This is a genomic window from Terrisporobacter othiniensis (assembly GCF_000808015.1).
GTDB lineage: Bacteria > Bacillota > Clostridia > Peptostreptococcales > Peptostreptococcaceae > Terrisporobacter > Terrisporobacter muris.
Genome location: NZ_JWHR01000097.1, coordinates 18,628 through 36,681 on the forward strand (window position 1 = coordinate 18,628; position 18,054 = coordinate 36,681).

Consider the following 18,054-nt stretch of genomic DNA (forward strand, 5'->3'; position numbering starts at 1 on the left):
AGTAAATTGAAACATAATATAAAAATTGGTAAAATAGATTTATAAAATAAAATAATTATTAATTAATGTAGACATATGAGGTGAAATCATGAAAAATTTATACGAGAGAATACAAGAATCCGCAGATTATATAAAATCAAAAACAGATCTTACTCCGTCAATAGGATTGATATTAGGATCAGGCCTTGGTATATTAGCAGATGAAATAGAAAATCCTATAAAAATCAAATATGACCATATACCAAACTTTCCTGTATCAACAGTGGAAGGTCATGAAGGACAATTAGTTATAGGTAACTTACAAGGAAAAACAGTTGTAGCAATGCAGGGAAGATTCCATTACTATGAGGGATACTCAATGGAAATGATAACTTTCCCAGTTAGAGTTATGAAAGCATTAGGTGTAGAAACTATATTCGTAACAAATGCAGCAGGTGGAGCAAATGTTGACTTTAAACCAGGAGATTTAATGATAATAACAGATCATATTAATTTATCTGGAAATAATCCTTTAATAGGTGCTAATGATAATAGAATAGGAACTAGATTCCCTGATATGTCATCAGCATATACTAAAGAGTACATAGAACTTGCAAAAAAATGTGCAGAGAAATTAAATATAAAAGTTCAAGAAGGTGTTTATGCATTCTTCTCAGGTCCAACTTATGAAACTCCTGCAGAAGTAAGAATGGCAAGAATATTAGGTGCAGATGCTGTTGGTATGTCAACTGTTCCAGAAGTTATAGTTGCATCACATAGCAAACTTAAAGTTGTGGGAATTTCTTGTATAACTAATATGGCAGCAGGAATACTTGACCAACCTTTAAATCATGAAGAAGTTATAGAAACTACTCAAAAAGTAAAAGAAGAATTTTTATCATTAGTTAAAACTATTGTTAAAGAATTATAAATAAAAAATAGGTATACAGTTATGTATACCTATTTTTTATTTATAATTCTTGGCTATGGTGTACGTTTTTAAATAAAGTATTTGTAAGATAACTAAAGTGAAGCGATATATTTTATAATCTGTTCATAAAATATAGAAAGTACTTATTTATAGGGAAAAAGTATGAAAGTTATATCTATAATAAATTATAAAGGTGGAGTAGTAAAAACAACTATATATATCTAATTTAGAAGCAGGTTTAGTTGATAGAGGTTATAAAGTACTAGCTATAGACCTAGACCCACAGTCAAATATTACATTTTCATTTATGGAATTAGATAAGTTTCGAAATAACTATGAAGAAAAAAGACTATTAGAAATTGGTTTAGAGAAATAGAAATAGCAAACTTAGGTCAACTAATTGTAGATTGTGAAGATATAAAAGATAAAAAATTAAATTTAATATGGTCTCATATAGGATTAATAGATACAGATTTTAAATTAGTATAAAATATGAATTCTTTAATAAGTTGGGGTGAAAAAGATAAATATATTAAGATACATGATATTTTAAAAAAAGGAATAAAGCAGTTAAATGGATATTATGTAGCACTTTGTATCAGTGATATTGATACTTTATTTATGGAGATAAATAAAGTATTGAGTAGAAAAGAAGCTAAAATGATTATAGAAAAGTCAGGATTTACAAAAAATAAATTATGAATACTAGGTGAGTTATTTCAAATAAAAATCACTAAAGGTTATAGAAAAGATAGAATAATATATATGATAGTAGATGTGGCAGTAGGATAAAAAGAGGATCAAAATTTAATTAATAGTATAAAAATTTAAATAAAAAATTGTTTAGTGGTTATTATAATAGTAATAGTTGATTAAAGACCAACTAAATCTCAAACTAACTAGGTAAAAGCTAGAATTGTCTAACCTTTTGATAGTATTATAAAGTTTGAGAAATATAAGTCAAAAGCTTAGGCTATCACCTATGTCTTTTGCGAAAAGCTCTAGATTTGATAGTTTATATTTCAATCTAGAGCTTTTTTATGACTAATTTTATAATCAAGGAGAAAAATTATGACAGATAAAAAATCTTATCTTAAAGACTTGAAAGATGGTAGTGTAAAAGTTTCTCTTATGGTAAATAAGAAATTATATAAAGATGGAAATAAGATGCTTTATTTATTAAGTGATAAAAGTGGATATATAAACGCAAAAGTACCTGTAAAAGTAAAATTAGAGCCAGGACAAGTTATTGAAGTTGAAGGTGTTAAAGATTATGTATTAGATGTTTTTCAAGTTAAAAAAATTGAAAATTATAATATTGATGATTATCTTGTAACTGTTAATAGAGATATAGATGAAATCATGGAAGACATTGAAGAGATAAGCAAAGAGTGCATAACTTCACCACAAGGCAAAATGCTAGATGACTACTTTTTTAAGAATAAAGAGTTTTTAGAAAAATTCAAGCGAGGAATTGGAGGAGTAAGTATGCACCACAATTACATTGGAGGTTTGGCGGAACACACTTTAGGTGTGATGCATTTGACAAAAGTATTATGTGATATATATGATTGTAGAAGAAGAGAAATTGCAGTTTTAAGTGCCAAACTTCATGATATAGGTAAAATTTATGAAATGGATTATAGTGGCCCTTTTAAATATACTTTAGAAGGGGAGCTTGAAGGACATATAGTTATAGGTGTTCAAATGATTGATAGAGCAATTATTAATCTGGAAATACCTTTTAGTGAAGATTTTATTAGACGAATAAAAGGATGTATTACTCAACATCACGGCAAATTAGAATATGGATCTCCTAAAAAGGCAAATATGGAAGAATCCATAATATTAAATTTTGCTGACAGTGTTGATGCTACTTTGAATAAGGTAAACCAAATAAAAGGAGAAACAAAAGAAGATACTTGGTCCGTATATGATAAGAAAATGGAAACGAAGCTTTATCTTTAGTTGAAAATATAAAACAAGGGGAATTAAAATGATGGATTATAAAAATATAAGAATTGGAATATCTTCATTAATATTTAATATAAATGAAGCTTTAGAGATATGTAATAAAAATAAAGAAATAAATCATATAGAAATAGGGATTGATAATATTTCGGATTGTGAACTACTGAAGAAATATGCAGAAACTATAAAAAAACTTAATTTAAGTGTTGGTATTCATCTACCTATGGAGTTAAATCCATGTGAAGACATTATATTTATTAAAGATAAGTGGATAAACTATATTAACATATTAAATGAAGAGTTAAAATTTTTAAATATATCATATTTTAATATGCATTTAGGATATGTTATGACAAATAGATTAACAAGAAATAAAGTAAAATACTTAAATAATATAGTAGATTTTTTCAATCAATTGTTATTAAAAAATAATAATCTACTTATTACAATAGAAAATACCTACACTAAAGGGGGAGACTTTTCCAATGTGGGAAGTGATGTAGAAGATTTTGAATATATTTTTAAGTGTAATAAGGATATAAGATTTTGTTTTGATAGCGGTCATAATTTGATTTGTAAAAGTAATTATTACTTATTAAAAAATAAAATAAAAGTAATTCATCTTAGTGATAACAATGGAGTTGAAGATGAACACTCAGGCATATTAAAAGGAAATTTAACATCACAAGAATTAAAAATTATATTATCTTTAAAACCAGAGTTTTTAGTACTTGAGATGAACCTAAATGATGTGGAAGAGTCCTTAGATATTTTAAAAAGTAACTATTTTGAATAAAAAATATTTCATATTATTGACAAAAACATAACAAATAGATACTCTTACTTCTAGGAGGAATAATATGAATAATAATGCTTACAATACCTTTTTTGAAGTAATAGAAAATCTAAAGAAAAATAAAAATGTAAAGTCTATTATTCACGTGGGATCAAGTAAAGATAACATATATGAAGAGAATTGTAAAATAAATGATATAGACTTATTTATTATTGTAGAGAATCAAGAAGAAAATCAAATTAGAAAAATTGAAAAGATTAATGGAATAGAGTTTGATTTTAATTATATTTCTGTAGAAGGATGTTATAGTTTTCTTGAAAATAAAACATATTTTTTTCTGAATATAAAAGATGGAAAATTATTATATGATGAAAATGATTTAGGAAAAGGAATTTTGTCATTATGTGGAGAAAAATATAAAGAGGGGCCTACTAAAATATCTTCAAGTGAAAAACGATTTCAAGTGGAACAATTACTTTCAGATATTTCAAGATTAAAAAATAAAGAGGAATATGAAGACTTTGAATATGATTTTTTAATTTATATGTATTTAGAAAAAATAATAAAAATGTATTATCTAATTAATGATATTTGGTTACCAAAAGATAAAAAGTTATTAAAATCTTTAAAAATGCAAGATCCTACATTATATAAATTAATATGTAATGTTAGTGGATTTAATAAATATAAAAAAATAATAAAAGTAACAGATTATGTTTTTAGAAACTTGTAAATTGGGAGGAGAAAAATGGGGGAAAAAAGAACAGTTGATAAGCCTGCCATAGAAAAGGCAGTTAGAGACATATTGATAGCTATAGGGGAAGATCCTGATAGAGAAGGGTTGATAGGTACACCAGATAGAGTGGCAAGAATGTATGAAGAAATATTTAGTGGACTTCATGAAGATCCAAGACAACATCTAAAAGTTTTATTCAAAAACGAAAACCATGAGGAAATGGTAGTAGTAAAAGACATACCTTTTTATTCAAGTTGTGAACATCATTTAGTACCATTTTTCGGAAAGGCGCATGTTGTGTATGTACCAAAGGATGGAAGACTTACAGGGTTATCTAAATTAGCAAGAGTAATTGAAACTTTTGCTAGAAGACCTCAATTACAGGAAAGAATTACAAAGGAAACTGCAAATATTATAATGGAAGAATTAGAACCTTACGGAGTAATGGTTGTGGTAGAAGCTGAGCATATGTGCATGACCATGCGTGGTGTAAAAAAACCAGGAAGTAAGACGATAACTTCTGCAGTTAGAGGAATTTTTGAAACAGACGCCCTAGCTAGAAGTGAAGCAATGAGTTTAATAAAATTTGATTAATAATATATAGGGAGAAGATTTATGTTTGAATATGGCAAAAAAACTTACATAATGGGAATTTTAAATGTAACTCCAGATAGTTTTTCTGATGGAGGTAACTATACAAATGTAGAAATAGCAGTTAAACATGCTAAAGAAATGGTTGAAGAAGGGGCAGACATAATAGATGTAGGAGGCGAATCCACTAGACCAGGTCACAAATTTGTTTCTGCTGAAGAAGAAATAAAAAGAATAGCTCCTGTTATAAAAGTACTTAAAAATAATATAGATGTACCTATATCTATAGATACTTACAAATCTCAAGTAGCCGAAGAAGCTTTGAAGCTTGGAGCTGATATGGTTAATGATGTTTGGGGATTAACTTATGACGAAGACATGGCAACTGTTATTAGTAAATACGATGCATCTGTTTGTATAATGCATAATCAAGAAGGAACGAATTATGAAAAAGATATAATGGAGAGTATAAAAGAATTTTTACAAAATAGTATAGATAAAGCTTTAAAAGCAGGAGTTAAAAAAGAGAATATAGTTTTAGATCCGGGTATAGGATTTGGAAAAACTTTTGAACAAAATTTAGAAGTATTAAAAAGATTGAATGAACTTAAAACTTTAGGATATCCAGTTTTACTTGGAACTTCAAGGAAATCAGTTCTAGGAAATATAGTTGGCGGAGAGCCGAGAGAAAGAATAGAGGCTACAGTTGCAACTACAGTTTCTGGAATAAGAGATGGAGTAGAGATAGTAAGGGTTCATGATGTAGCAGAAAATTTACAAGCTGCAAAAATTGCAGATAAACTATATAGGGGTTAATTATGGATAAGATAATTTTAAGTAATTTAGGATTTTATGCATATCACGGAGTTTTGGAAGCAGAAAAAGTTCTAGGACAAAAGTTTTTTATAGATGCAGAACTTCTCCTTGATACAAAAGAAGCAGGAAAAAGTGATGATTTGACTAAATCTGTTAGTTATGCAGATGTATATGAAATAATAAAAGACATAACAGAAAATAAAAGATTTGATTTAATAGAAGCTTTGGCAGAGACAATTGCAAAGGAAGTTTTAGATAGTTACAGTATGATTCAATCTATCATGGTTAGAGTTAAAAAACCAGAAGCACCTGTAAGTGGAAATTTTGATTATTTTGCAGTTGAAATTAGGAGAGGTAGAAATGAATAAAGCTTACTTAGGTCTGGGAACTAATATTGGAGATAGAGAAGGGTATTTAAGACAAGCTTGTGAAATACTTCAAAACCATACTCAAATTAATATATTAAAAATATCAAATGTATATGAAACAAAAGCATGGGGATATACAGAGCAAGCTGATTTTCTTAATATATGTGTTGAAATAGAAACGGAACTATCTCCAGGAGAATTATTAAAAGTCTGTCATCTTATAGAGGAAGAGCTAAATAGGGTGAGAGTGATAAGGTGGGGACCTAGAACTATAGATGTGGATATTTTATTTTTTAATAATATGATAAGTGATGATGAAAGTTTAACACTACCACATCCAAGAATAAAAGAAAGAGCTTTTGTGCTAATTCCACTTATGGATTTAAATGAAGAATTAAATATTGATAATAAACATATATCTTATTATCTTTCAAAATTAAGTAAAGAAGAAAGAGATGAGGTTAAAGAAGTTAGTATTAATATAGAAGTTTTATAGTATAGGTTTAAAGAATAAAAATCAAAAGCTATATAAAAATAAAGGTCTAGTTTACATATTTTGTGTGAATTAGGCTTTTTTTATGTGAAGGGTATTTTTAATTTTGTTATTGAAGTTCGGGGAAGGTAGTGCTACAATTCTTATAACCTCCTAGGGGGGATATGAGGAGGAGTATTATGGCGTATTTAGTTAAAAATAAAAATAACATAATTACTATTACTACATTGGCTATTCCTGTAATTATAGAGAATATACTTCAAACTTTACTTGGAACTGTTGATACTTATTTTGCGGGACAAATCAGTGATAAAGCTATTGCAGCTATAGGTGTGACTAATTTGATTATGAATGTATTTATTGTGTTTTTTACTGCTATTAGTGTAGGAACAAGTGCAGTTGTTGCAAGAAATTTTGGAAGAGAAGAAATGAATAAGGTTAAAGAAGCAACTACTCAGTCAATCTTTTTAGGAATTATAATAAGTTTAATTGTAGGAATAATTAATATATTATTTTATGAACCGATTTTAAAAATATGTGGTGCAAGACATGAAATTTTAAATCTTGCCACACCTTATTATTTAGTTGTTGTAGTTCCAATTATTTTTTTGTGTTTATCTTTAATTTTATCCAGTTGCTTAAGAGCTACCAAGGATACAAAAACACCAATGATTGCTACGGCTTTTGCAAATATATTAAATATAATATTAAACATACTTTTTATAAATATGAATATGGGAATTGTAGGTTTAGCTTTGGCAACAACAATTTCTAGATGTATGAATGTTGTAATATTATTAATTAAGTTAAAAATGAATAATATTAATATAAAATTGAACAAAGAAGTATTAAAAGATGGAAGAGAGACTTTAAAATCAATAATTAAAATTGGAGCACCTGCAGGAATGGAAAAATTAATTATGAGATTAGGTCAACTGGTTTATAATAGTATGATTATTTCTATTGGAGTATCAGCTTATGTGGCTCATAATATTGCAGGTAATATTGAAAGTTACACTTATATTCCAGCACTTGGATTTGGTGTCGCGACGGCAACACTTGTTGGCATTACACTTGGAGAGGGAGATAGTGAAAAGTCTAAAGAAATAGTATATTTAGCCGATGTAATTACTACTATTTGTATGGTAGTAATAGGAATACTTTTATTTATATTTGCTCCACAAATAGTAACAATATTTACAAATACTAAAGAAGTTCAAATTATGGTTGTTAATGTATTGAGATTAATAGCATTATTTCAATGTTTTATAGCGATAACACAAATTTTTACAAGTGCTTTACAAGGAGCTGGAGATACTAAATTTCCTATGTATGCCACATTAATTGGAATTTGGGGTGTTAGAGTAGGGATAGGATATTTTCTAGGTGTAATAATGAATATGGGATTATTTGGGGTGTGGATAGCATATGCACTTGACATTACTGTTAGAGCATTTTTACTTATGATAAGATTTAATCATGGAAAATGGAAAAGTATAACTATATAATTAATATGAAGGGAGATGACTAATATGGAAAATAATAAAGAACATAACCACAATCATTCTCATAAAAATACAAAAGCAGTAATTAATAGACTATCTAGAGCAATTGGACATTTGGAGTCTGTTAAAAGAATGGTGGAAGAGGGAAGAGATTGTAGTGAAGTTTTAATACAGGTTTCAGCTGTAAAATCTTCTATTAATAATATAGGAAAAATAATTTTGCAAGACCACATAGAACATTGTATTGTAGATGCTGTAGAAACTGGTGATGATAAGGTACTTCAAGATTTAAATAGCGCAATAGATAAATTTATAAAATAAGGACGAGAAAAATTCTCGTCCTTATTTTATTATTTTTTCTATAATCATTTAAAAATAGTGTAAATTATATAAATGTATTGCAGACTTCCTATAAATAATTGGTAATTAAGTATATTATATTAAAAAAATAATACATATTAAAATGTTTTAAAGGCAAAAAAGGTGGTATATATATTAATAACGTACTATTTAATAATGCTTTTAAAGTAAAAGCTCCATTGTAAAAGTTTTGATTTATAGCACCAAAATAGTCATGTGTAAATTTGATTAATGTAATATATAGGAAAAAGAGAGGATTTTTATCCTCTTTTTTTATGCATAAAAACGAAAAAAAGTTAAAAAAAATAAAATAATTTTTCTAAGTAATATTAAAGCAAGTATAAGAGTTAAGATGTTGAAAATACTTAAGTTTGGCTACTTTAAATAAATGAAAAAATAAAAAATATGTTACTGATTTGTAACTTTTTCATAAAAAAACCTTTTAAAAGTTACAAAAATGTAATAAAATAGATTTAAGGAATTACAAAATTCGACAATAACGAAAAATATTAAATTAAAATAAAAACAACAATGGGGGAAGACGTATGATAAAAAAGACAATAAGAACAATGACATTAACAGCAGCTATGATGTTAACTGTATCAGCTTTCGCGCCAATAAATAAAGTCGATGCAGCTAATGTTACAGGAACGGTAACAGCAAATGTATTAAATGTAAGAAGTGGAGCATCAACATCATACTCAGTAGTAGGAAAAGTTAGTAAAGGTGAAAAAGTAGAAATATTATCATCAAATGATGGGTGGTATAAAATAGAATATGATAACAATCAGACTGGATGGTCATGTGACGACTATATAACAAAGAATACTGTTACAGGAACAGTAACAGCAAATGTATTAAATGTAAGAAGTGGAGCATCAACATCATATTCAATAGTAGGAAAACTAAGTAAAGGTGAAAAAGTAGAAATACTATTATCAAATAATGGATGGCATAAGATTCAATACTCTCAAGATAATACCGGATGGGTATGTGATGATTATGTAAGCACATCTTCAGCAAGTTCTTCATCAAATTCTTCATCAAGTGTAGTAAAGACTTTAAATGTTAAAGCTTATGCATATACTGGTGATGGAATAACAGCTACAGGAACAGTGCCTAAATACGGAACAATAGCAGTAGATCCAAGCGTAATACCATATGGAACTAAGGTTTATATAAAAGAATTAGATAAAGTATTCACGGCAGAAGATACTGGTGGAGCAATAAAAGGTAATACAATAGATATATTTATGCCAACAGAAAAAAATTGTAATGACTGGGGTATAAGAAATATAACAATAGAAATTTTAAAATAAGAAAAATGGCCAACTAATTGTTGGCCATTTTTTACATTAAAGGAATTTGTAATTTATCTGATTTGTGTATAAATTATAAATTTCAACTTATTTTAAATGAAAATGCTTCACAGACACGTCGCTCAATCAACGGATGTATCTGAAGCGAATTTTTATGCACTAATTTTATTTAAATTTTCTTGTTTATTTTTATCTTTTATCATGAATTTACCAATAAATCCTCCGATTATAGCTGGTATAACCCAGTTGAATCCTATAGAATCTAAAGGTAATTTATGTACAAAGTTTATGTTTAAACCTAAGCTATCAACAACATTCAATAGACTTATTAATAAAGTTGCATAAGCAGAGCACTTAAATACAGCAGGTTTAGTAAAATATTTATTAAAAGTACTCATAAGAACTAATAAAATTGAGACAGGGTATATAATAGTTAAAATTGGAGCTGCAATAGCTATTATTCTATCTACACCTAAATTAGAAGCTATAGAACTAAATATACAAATAAAAGCAACTAAATGTGTGTATTTTAATTTTTTATTAGTTACATCTTCAAAATATTTTGCAGTAACTGAAGTTAAACCTATTGATGTAGTAAGACACGCAAAGGCAACTATTATTCCTAATAATATAATCCCACTTTTACCTAATAAACTATTAGTTATATTTACAAGTAGTGCAGTTTGAGAAATAGATGTATCGTACATTGTTGAAACTGTAGCACCTAAGTATGCTAAACCACCATATACAATAACTAGACCACTTCCAGCAATAAGTGCAGATTTTAAAGTCATAGAGATATTTTCTTTTTTATCAGTATATCCTTTGCTTATAAAAGAAGTCATTATTAAAGCTGTAACTCCACCAATTCCTAAGGCATCCATAGTTTGGTACCCTTGAGTAAGTCCGTTTACAAATAGACCGTCGCTATAATTATTACTTAATTTTCCAATAGGAGATACAACCCCTTTAGTAATTAAAATCCCTAAAGCAAGTAAAAGTATAGGTGTTAAGAATTTTCCGATTATATCCATAACTTTTGTTGGTCTTATAGTTAATATAAATGTTAAACCAAAGAATAAGATAGAAAATATTATTGAATTAACAGAAGAAGTAAGTGGAGTTATACTCATTTCAAATGTTGTAGCTGCTGTCCTTGGTATAACTAAAATAGGACCAAGACAAAGCATCATTATAACCTCTAAAGTAATTCCAAAATTTTTGCCAGCTTTTCCAACAACATTTTGGAAAGAACTAGACTTAGCTACTGCATTTATTGACAATAAAATTATTCCTACATCAGCTAAAACAAAGCCTAAAAAACTTGTTAGCCAATCACTACCTGATGTCATCCCTATAAAAGGAGGGAATATTAAGTTTCCTGCTCCAAAGAACATAGAAAAAAGGGCAAAACCAATTATTATAATATCTTTATTTTTTTTCATTTTTCACACCTCAAATTTATATTTTAATATATAAAAAGCCACATAGCATTCACTATGTGGCTTTTTTGCCTAGGATTGATAAAAGCCACATAGTGATTATCTATGTGGCTTCGCATAACAAATTAATTTTAGCCATCATAGATACAAATTTTAAAGATTTGTATCTATGATGATTTTATATATCTCATAAATACAAACCTATCTAAAGTAGCTAAAATAATATATATTAAGTTGTGCTTTATTAGTTAGACTTATATTTTTCATTATCATTCTCCAAAATTTATAGTATTATTTTTATTTCTTTTTTATAATGATACAAAATTTACAGAAAATTGTCAATATATATTTTTTATTATTTTTTATGGAATTAATAGAAGCATATGTAGAAAAATGTAGAAATTTGTATAAAAATATTGAAATGATTTGTGGATACAGTATATAATGATTAATGTATTAATATATATAAAAAAATTAATATAAAAAATATGGAAGATGGGTTGATAAAATGACAATATTATTAAACATAATAGGTATCGTTGTTTTACTAGGTGCATTATACTTATTCTCTTCAAATAAAAAGTTAATAGATAAGAAGATGATATTAAAAGCATTAGTATTACAATTTATATTAGCATTCTTGCTAGTTAAATTCCCTTTAGGGCAAGTGGTAATTGAGAAGGTATCTGATGTTGTAACTAATATACTAGGTTACGGAAGTGAAGGTTTAGCATTTGTATTTGGACCATTAGCTGATGGTGGAGCACCAACAGGGTTTGTATTTGGAATACAGGTTTTAGGAAACATCATATTTATATCTGCTCTAGTTGCGGCTCTATACTACTTAGGAGTTATAGGAGCAGTTGTTTCAGTTATAGGAGGAATTATAGGTAAAATACTTGGAACTTCAAAAGTAGAAAGTTTTGTTGCTACAGCAAATATGTTCCTTGGACAAACTGAATCACCAATATTAGTAAGTAAATACTTAAAAAAAATGAGTGAAAGTGAAATAATGCTTGTTTTAGTTTCGGGAATGGGTAGTATGTCTGCTACAGTACTTATGGGATATGCAGGTATGGGTATACCAATGAAATACTTATTAATAGGTGGAGCTTTAGTTCCTCTTGGTAGTATAGTAGTCTCAAAACTTATATTACCAGAAAATAAAGAATTAAAAATAGATGAAGCTGAAGAAGTTAAGATTGACAATAAAGGTGATAATCCAAATTTAATATCAGCAATATCTCAAGGAGCAAATGATGGGCTTAATATGGCACTTGGTATAGGTGCTTCACTTATAGCAGTTCTATCTTTAGTTGCTCTAGTTAATGGTGTTCTTGGAGTATTTGGATTATCTTTAGAGCAAATATTTTCAGTATTATTTGCACCAATAGGATATTTAATGGGTCTTGATACAAATAGTGCTCAGCTTGCAGGTCAATTGCTAGGAAGCAAGTTAGTTTTAAATGAATTTGTTGCATTTGGACAATTAGGAGAAGTTATAAAAACTCTTGATCCAAGAACAGCTTTAATGCTTTCTATTTCACTATGTGGATTTGCAAATATAAGCTCTATCGGTGTATGTATATCTGGAATATCTGTATTTTGTCCAGAAAAAAGAGGCCAATTAGCCAAACTAGCATTTAGAGGAATGGTTGGTGGTTTCTTAGTAAGTTTACTAAGTGCACTAGTTGTTGGTTTAATAGCGGCTATATAGTTTATATTAAAAAGGAGCTTTCGAAGCTCCTTTTTTGTTATAATAAATTCTTTGAATGAATGTTTAATTTATATGCTTCTTAAATGAAGTTATTTTCTATCACATCACTTATTGGAATATAATGGTTTTGACAAAAATATTTTTATATGGTAAGATATTTAAAGATTAAGTAAGTCAGATAATCGCAGGTAGCATTAGCTACGTGAGGAAAGTCGGAGCTCCATAGAGCAGGGTGCTAGGTAACGCCTAGTGGGAGTGATCCTAAGGAAAGTGCAACAGAAAATTACCGCCAAGAATTTTCTTGGTAAGGATGAAAAGGCGAGGTAAGAGCTCACCGTTTCTCAGGTGACTGAGAAAGCCGTGTAAACCCCACCTGGAGCAAGACCAAAATAGGGCTAAAAGAGTGTTGCTCGCACTCTCCGGTAGGTAGGTCGCTTGAGCATATTGGTGACAATATGCCTAGATAGATGATTATCAAATACAGAACTCCGCTTATAGATTTGCTTGATTATAAGAATCCTAATAGGGTTCTTTTTTTATGCCTATAAATTAGAAGTCAAAATTAGATGAAATTACTACTAATTAGTAAGTTAGCAAAATAATTATTAGAAAAAATTGGATTTCTAACTTAATATATGCTAAAGTTTTAATAAAAAAGAATATTTTTGTAAAAATGGGGGGTAAATGAATGAAAAGCTTTGAAAAAGTATTACTAGGTTCTTTAGTAGTAGGTACAACCATATCATCTGGTTTGGTTCTTGCTCAAGCTGAGAAATTAGGGGAAAATCAGTATTATTTAATGAATAATTTAAATATGAGAAAAGGGCCAGGAATAGACTACATATCTACAGGAACTTTAAAACAAGGAACCTTAGTGACACCATTAGAGTATTCACAAGATAAATTATGGGTTAAAATTAAGTATAACAATCAATATGTATGGGTTTGTGCAAAATATGTTAAAATAGTTGAAGATAATAATGATGTAGATATCAAACCTGGAAGTTATAAAACAAAAGAGAGGTTAAATCTAAGAAAAGGGCCTTCTACAGATAATGTAATAATTTTAACTATGCCAAAGGGTAGTCAAGTTGAAGTTATTGATACTTCCAATGATAATAAATGGGCAAAAGTTAGTTATAAGAATGAAATTGGTTGGGTTAATGCAACTTATATAGAAAAAATGACTTCTCAAGAAGAAGATAATAATTATAAGTATGAAGATTATATAACTACTTCTCCAGTTAATGTTAGAACTGGGCCTTCATCTAATTATAAAAAAATAGGAGTTTTATCTAAATGTATAATATTAAAACCTATAGCTTTTGATAAATATGGTGATTGGATAAAATTTAATTTTAATGGAAATGAAGGCTGGGTTTGTAAATCTTATTTAAAAAAGGTAAGTGATATTGATAATTCAAATAATGATAATATATTATATACAAGCGCAAACGTGAATTTTAGAACAAGTCCAAGTATTAACAGCTCTAAAATATGTACTATACCTAAAAACTCTAAATTGAGCGTTTTATCATACAATAGTAGTAAAACTTGGGCACAAGTAAAATATAATAACAAATTGGGATGGGTGAGTACAAATTATTTAACATCAAAAATAACACAAGATTATAAATGGGGCAATACAATAGCTAGGGTAAATCTTAGAGATTTACCAAGTTTAGATGGAAATAAGTTGCTGACAATGCCAAGTGGGGCAAGCATTAAGATATATGAAGAAACAAACGGATGGCTAAAAGTAAGTTATAATAATACAGTAGGATATTGTGCATCCGTATATATAAAATAAATATTTTTTATGAAAAAACATCTTATGCAATAATATAAGATGTTTTTTGTATATAAGTAAAAAGGATATAAATTGAAGCATATGCAAAAATATGGTAAATTTAACTTGTGATTAAAAAATATAATTATTAATTTTGGGGGGATAATTATGATACTAGTTACTGGAGGGGCAGGATATATAGGTAGTCATACAGTTGTGGAGTTGTTAAATGAAAATTATGAGGTAGTAATAGTAGATAATTTGTCTAATAGCAGCATATTAGTGTTAGATAGAATAAGAAAAATAACAAATAAGGAGTTTAAATTCTATAATATAGATGTGACAAAGAAGGATTCATTTAAAAAGGTTTTTGAAGAAAATAATATTGATTCAATAATACATTTTGCAGCGTTTAAAGCAGTTGGAGAATCTGTAAAAAAACCTTTAGAATATTATAAAAATAATCTAGTGGGCACACTAGTTGTATTTGAGCTAATGAAAGAGTTTAATGTAAATAACTTTGTGTTTTCATCATCAGCTACAGTATATGGAAAACCAAAAACTTGTCCAATAAGAGAAGATTTTCCTTTATCAACAACAAACCCTTATGGTGCTACTAAGCTTATGATAGAGGATATAATGAGAGATTTAAGTAAGGCAAATAACAATTTGAATTTAGCTATTCTCAGATATTTTAATCCAATCGGGGCACATATTAGTGGTATAATAGGAGAGGAGCCAAATGGTATACCAAACAATTTAATGCCTTACATAACAAAGGTAGCTGTTGGTCAGTTAAAAGAACTTAGTGTGTTTGGAAATGATTATAATACGCCAGACGGAACAGGTGTTAGAGACTACATACATGTAGTTGATTTAGCAAAAGGTCATTTGGCTGCACTTAAAAAACTTGAAGAAAAGCCAGGCTTGGTAATTTATAATCTAGGAACAGGTCAAGGTTACAGTGTTTTAGATTTAGTTGATTCATTTGAGAAGGTAAATCACATAGAAATACCATACAAGGTTACTGATAGAAGACCAGGAGATATAGATATGTGTTATGCAGATCCAACTAAAGCATATAAAGAGTTGGGATGGAAGGCGGAATTTGGTATTGAAAGAATGTGTGAAGATTCATGGAGATGGCAAATTAACAATCCGAAAGGCTATGAAGAAAATAGTGAATTATTAGATATGATTACATCTGAAATATAATTCTTAAAAGGAGGTATGAATTGGAGTATTTAAGAATAATGATTTTATCAATGGTTCCTGTTACAGAGTTGAGAGGAGCTATACCTATAGGCATAGCTTTAGATTTAAATCCTATAGGAGTATATATTGCCAGTGTGTTAGGATCTACACTGGTTGGCATACCTCTTGTTTTAGCATATAGACATGTAGTGAAATTCTTAAGAGAAAAAAAGATATTTATCTATTTATTAAACAAAATTGACAACAAAATAGAAGTAAGCATGAAGAAAATGAAGGCCGTATCGATGATAGGTATTATCTTATTTGTAGGTGTACCTTTTCCAACAACGGGAACTTGGACAGCAGCAGCTATTGCATCAATTTTAAAAATGAGACTTAAAGATGCACTAAGTGGTATTTTTATCGGTAATGTATTATCTGGATTAATTGTAAGTTTTTTATCATATCATATAATTTAATAGATATGTAACCAAATTATACTCCTTTCACATGGGAAAATATGTTAAAATGTTATTGTATAATATTTTATCTTAATTATGAAAGGGGGATAAATTATGAAAAAAAGATTTAAATCCTTTTGTACAATATTATTAGCAACAGTTATGATATTAGCTTCAAGCATACCAGTATCAAACGCAGCAACTCATCAGTTAATTATAGTTAATTCAAAAAATAATACTTTAAATTTTTACGAAAATTATACTTTAGTAAGAAAATTTAAATGTGCAACAGGAAAAGCAAGTACACCGACACCACAGAGAAAGACAACTATAGTAAATAAAATTAAAAACAGACCTTACTATAAAGGCGGAATTCCTGGGGGGGATCCAAGAAATCCTTTAGGGAAAAGATGGATGGGTCTAAATATGTATGGTTATGGAACTACATATGGAATTCATGGAAATAATAATGAACGTTCTATTGGTAAACACATAAGTGGCGGATGTATCAGAATGCATAACAAGGATGTAGAGTGGCTATATAATAAAATAAGAGTAGGAGCTACAGTAATAATAAAAAATACATCTAATAGTGACGCTTGGATAGCTAGACAATACAACATAAAACTTAGAAAAGCATGGCATACAATAAATGGATATAAGTATTATTGTAAATCAAATGGTAAATATGCAACAGGATGGTACACTATTAATAATAAAACTTATTACTTTGATAGTAAGGGAAGAATGCAAACTGGTTTAAAAATAATATCTGGTAAGAAATACTATTTAGGAAAAGATGGAGTAAGAAGAACTGGATGGCAAACAATATCTGGTAAGAAATATTACTTCAAGAAATCAGGAGATAGTAATGGCCAAGCGCTAAAAGGTAAGGTATATATAAGTGGTTCATACTACTACTTTGATAAAAATTATGTGATGGTTACTAATAAAAAGGTTAAAATAGGAGATAACTATTACTACTTTGGTAAAGATGGAAAAATGAAAACTGGATGGCAAACAATATCTGGTAAAAAATATTACTTTAAAAAGTCTGGAGATAACAAGGGGCAAGCATTAAAAGATAAGAGATATATAGGTGATTCATATTATTACTTTGATAAGAATTATGTAATGGTTGCTAATAAAAAAGTTCAAATAGGAGCTGACTATTATTACTTTGGCAGTAACGGAAAAATGATTACAGATAAAGAGATTAAGATAAATAATGATTCTTACTATTTTGGTAGTAAAGGCAAAGCTTATAAATCTTGTAAAGTAGAGATAAAGGGCTATACTTATACCTTTAATGAAACAGGAAAGATAATAAACAAAGTGAAATTAGAAGAGAATACAGATGAAACAAACCCAATAGATGAATCTAAAAAAACAGATGATTCTAAACAAATACACGATTTACAACTAGATGAAATGCAAGAAGATAGTGAAGGTACCTCTTTAGAAGAAGCAATATAAATATATAAAAGCCTCCTCATTAATTAAATAATGAGGAGGCTTTTTTCTTACAAATTTATGACAAAAATGTAAGAAAAACTTAAGGTTATATCTTTTGTATTTTGCTCTTA

At 28.3% G+C, this 18,054-nt stretch carries 19 protein-coding genes and 1 other RNA gene; 19 read left to right on the plus strand and 1 reads right to left on the minus strand.

Annotated elements, in window-relative coordinates; genetic code table 11:
* Nucleotides 1–88: 88 nt before the first annotated feature.
* The 13 genes from QX51_RS10560 to QX51_RS19520 all read left to right on the plus strand — a co-directional run bounded on the left by QX51_RS10560 (nucleotide 89) and on the right by QX51_RS19520 (nucleotide 9,865).
* Complete coding sequence (locus QX51_RS10560) at nucleotides 89–910, plus strand: purine-nucleoside phosphorylase (protein WP_039679885.1); 822 nt, start codon at nucleotides 89–91, stop codon at nucleotides 908–910.
* A 217-nt stretch (nucleotides 911–1,127) separates the two neighbouring features.
* Nucleotides 1,128–1,286 (plus strand): ParA family protein, encoded by a 159-nt coding sequence (locus tag QX51_RS21200; RefSeq protein ID WP_139045017.1) that lies wholly within the window; start codon nucleotides 1,128–1,130, stop codon nucleotides 1,284–1,286.
* 116 nt (nucleotides 1,287–1,402) lie between these two features.
* A complete protein-coding gene (locus tag QX51_RS10565; RefSeq protein ID WP_039679886.1) occupies nucleotides 1,403–1,612 on the plus strand; it encodes a hypothetical protein in 210 nt (69 codons plus the stop codon).
* 369 nt (nucleotides 1,613–1,981) lie between these two features.
* Nucleotides 1,982–2,878, plus strand: coding sequence for an HD domain-containing protein (locus QX51_RS10570; protein ID WP_039679887.1), 897 nt, complete (start codon nucleotides 1,982–1,984; stop codon nucleotides 2,876–2,878).
* Between the two features lie 28 nt (nucleotides 2,879–2,906).
* Nucleotides 2,907–3,677, plus strand: a complete 771-nt coding sequence (locus tag QX51_RS10575; RefSeq protein ID WP_242842726.1) for a TIM barrel protein — start codon at nucleotides 2,907–2,909, stop codon at nucleotides 3,675–3,677.
* A 64-nt stretch (nucleotides 3,678–3,741) separates the two neighbouring features.
* On the plus strand, nucleotides 3,742–4,410 hold the full coding sequence (locus tag QX51_RS10580; protein WP_039679888.1) for a hypothetical protein: 669 nt from the start codon (nucleotides 3,742–3,744) through the stop codon (nucleotides 4,408–4,410).
* A 15-nt stretch (nucleotides 4,411–4,425) separates the two neighbouring features.
* The gene (gene folE / locus QX51_RS10585; protein WP_039679889.1) at nucleotides 4,426–5,007 is read left to right on the plus strand and encodes a GTP cyclohydrolase I FolE; all 582 of its coding nucleotides are present in this window, start codon (nucleotides 4,426–4,428) and stop codon (nucleotides 5,005–5,007) included.
* 21 nt (nucleotides 5,008–5,028) lie between these two features.
* Nucleotides 5,029–5,820, plus strand: coding sequence for a dihydropteroate synthase (gene folP, locus QX51_RS10590; RefSeq protein WP_039679890.1), 792 nt, complete (start codon nucleotides 5,029–5,031; stop codon nucleotides 5,818–5,820).
* A gap of 2 nt (nucleotides 5,821–5,822) precedes the next feature.
* Complete coding sequence (gene folB / locus QX51_RS10595) at nucleotides 5,823–6,188, plus strand: dihydroneopterin aldolase (RefSeq protein WP_039679891.1); 366 nt, start codon at nucleotides 5,823–5,825, stop codon at nucleotides 6,186–6,188.
* Nucleotides 6,181–6,684, plus strand: coding sequence for a 2-amino-4-hydroxy-6-hydroxymethyldihydropteridine diphosphokinase (folK, locus tag QX51_RS10600; protein WP_039679892.1), 504 nt, complete (start codon nucleotides 6,181–6,183; stop codon nucleotides 6,682–6,684). The genes folB and folK overlap by 8 nt, the downstream gene beginning before the upstream one ends.
* A gap of 176 nt (nucleotides 6,685–6,860) precedes the next feature.
* Entirely contained in the window at nucleotides 6,861–8,189 is a 1,329-nt protein-coding gene (locus QX51_RS10605; RefSeq protein WP_039679893.1) for an MATE family efflux transporter, read from the plus strand.
* Nucleotides 8,190–8,213: 24 nt separating this feature from the next.
* Entirely contained in the window at nucleotides 8,214–8,507 is a 294-nt protein-coding gene (locus tag QX51_RS10610; RefSeq protein ID WP_039679894.1) for a metal-sensing transcriptional repressor, read from the plus strand.
* 584 nt (nucleotides 8,508–9,091) lie between these two features.
* The gene (locus QX51_RS19520) at nucleotides 9,092–9,865 is read left to right on the plus strand and encodes an SH3 domain-containing protein (protein WP_052232998.1); all 774 of its coding nucleotides are present in this window, start codon (nucleotides 9,092–9,094) and stop codon (nucleotides 9,863–9,865) included.
* Between the two features lie 152 nt (nucleotides 9,866–10,017).
* Here the strand turns inward: QX51_RS19520 and brnQ are convergent, their stop codons facing one another.
* Complete coding sequence (brnQ, locus tag QX51_RS10620; RefSeq protein ID WP_039679895.1) at nucleotides 10,018–11,310, minus strand: branched-chain amino acid transport system II carrier protein; 1,293 nt, start codon at nucleotides 11,308–11,310, stop codon at nucleotides 10,018–10,020.
* Between the two features lie 505 nt (nucleotides 11,311–11,815).
* Here brnQ and QX51_RS10625 point away from each other — a divergent pair.
* The 6 genes from QX51_RS10625 (at nucleotide 11,816) to QX51_RS19995 (ending at nucleotide 17,944) form a co-directional block, all read left to right on the plus strand.
* Nucleotides 11,816–13,024: a NupC/NupG family nucleoside CNT transporter gene (locus tag QX51_RS10625; RefSeq protein ID WP_039679896.1), complete on the plus strand. Its 1,209-nt coding sequence runs from the start codon at nucleotides 11,816–11,818 to the stop codon at nucleotides 13,022–13,024.
* A gap of 166 nt (nucleotides 13,025–13,190) precedes the next feature.
* An RNA gene (gene rnpB, locus QX51_RS19530) (RNase P RNA component class A) lies at nucleotides 13,191–13,535 on the plus strand.
* 177 nt (nucleotides 13,536–13,712) lie between these two features.
* On the plus strand, nucleotides 13,713–14,834 hold the full coding sequence (locus QX51_RS10630; protein ID WP_039679897.1) for an SH3 domain-containing protein: 1,122 nt from the start codon (nucleotides 13,713–13,715) through the stop codon (nucleotides 14,832–14,834).
* Between the two features lie 144 nt (nucleotides 14,835–14,978).
* Complete coding sequence (galE, locus tag QX51_RS10635) at nucleotides 14,979–16,028, plus strand: UDP-glucose 4-epimerase GalE (protein ID WP_039679898.1); 1,050 nt, start codon at nucleotides 14,979–14,981, stop codon at nucleotides 16,026–16,028.
* Between the two features lie 20 nt (nucleotides 16,029–16,048).
* Complete coding sequence (locus tag QX51_RS10640) at nucleotides 16,049–16,486, plus strand: COG2426 family protein (RefSeq protein ID WP_039679899.1); 438 nt, start codon at nucleotides 16,049–16,051, stop codon at nucleotides 16,484–16,486.
* Between the two features lie 96 nt (nucleotides 16,487–16,582).
* The gene (locus tag QX51_RS19995; protein WP_082007829.1) at nucleotides 16,583–17,944 is read left to right on the plus strand and encodes an N-acetylmuramoyl-L-alanine amidase family protein; all 1,362 of its coding nucleotides are present in this window, start codon (nucleotides 16,583–16,585) and stop codon (nucleotides 17,942–17,944) included.
* Nucleotides 17,945–18,054 lie beyond the last annotated feature (110 nt).

Bases quoted from the DNA above. Each gene is read 5' to 3' on its own strand.
- QX51_RS10560 (WP_039679885.1), top strand. From the start codon at position 89: ATGAAAAATTTATACGAGAGAATACAAGAATCCGCAGATTATATAAAA.
- QX51_RS10625 (WP_039679896.1), top strand. From the start codon at position 11,816: ATGACAATATTATTAAACATAATAGGTATCGTTGTTTTACTAGGTGCA.
- folK (WP_039679892.1), top strand. From the start codon at position 6,181: ATGAATAAAGCTTACTTAGGTCTGGGAACTAATATTGGAGATAGAGAA.
- folE (WP_039679889.1), top strand. From the start codon at position 4,426: ATGGGGGAAAAAAGAACAGTTGATAAGCCTGCCATAGAAAAGGCAGTT.
- QX51_RS19520 (WP_052232998.1), top strand. From the start codon at position 9,092: ATGATAAAAAAGACAATAAGAACAATGACATTAACAGCAGCTATGATG.
- QX51_RS19995 (WP_082007829.1), top strand. From the start codon at position 16,583: ATGAAAAAAAGATTTAAATCCTTTTGTACAATATTATTAGCAACAGTT.
- QX51_RS10610 (WP_039679894.1), top strand. From the start codon at position 8,214: ATGGAAAATAATAAAGAACATAACCACAATCATTCTCATAAAAATACA.
- brnQ (WP_039679895.1), bottom strand. From the start codon at position 11,310: ATGAAAAAAAATAAAGATATTATAATAATTGGTTTTGCCCTTTTTTCT.
- QX51_RS10605 (WP_039679893.1), top strand. From the start codon at position 6,861: ATGGCGTATTTAGTTAAAAATAAAAATAACATAATTACTATTACTACA.
- QX51_RS10565 (WP_039679886.1), top strand. From the start codon at position 1,403: ATGAATTCTTTAATAAGTTGGGGTGAAAAAGATAAATATATTAAGATA.
- QX51_RS10630 (WP_039679897.1), top strand. From the start codon at position 13,713: ATGAAAAGCTTTGAAAAAGTATTACTAGGTTCTTTAGTAGTAGGTACA.
- folB (WP_039679891.1), top strand. From the start codon at position 5,823: ATGGATAAGATAATTTTAAGTAATTTAGGATTTTATGCATATCACGGA.
- folP (WP_039679890.1), top strand. From the start codon at position 5,029: ATGTTTGAATATGGCAAAAAAACTTACATAATGGGAATTTTAAATGTA.
- QX51_RS10580 (WP_039679888.1), top strand. From the start codon at position 3,742: ATGAATAATAATGCTTACAATACCTTTTTTGAAGTAATAGAAAATCTA.
- QX51_RS10575 (WP_242842726.1), top strand. From the start codon at position 2,907: ATGATGGATTATAAAAATATAAGAATTGGAATATCTTCATTAATATTT.
- QX51_RS10570 (WP_039679887.1), top strand. From the start codon at position 1,982: ATGACAGATAAAAAATCTTATCTTAAAGACTTGAAAGATGGTAGTGTA.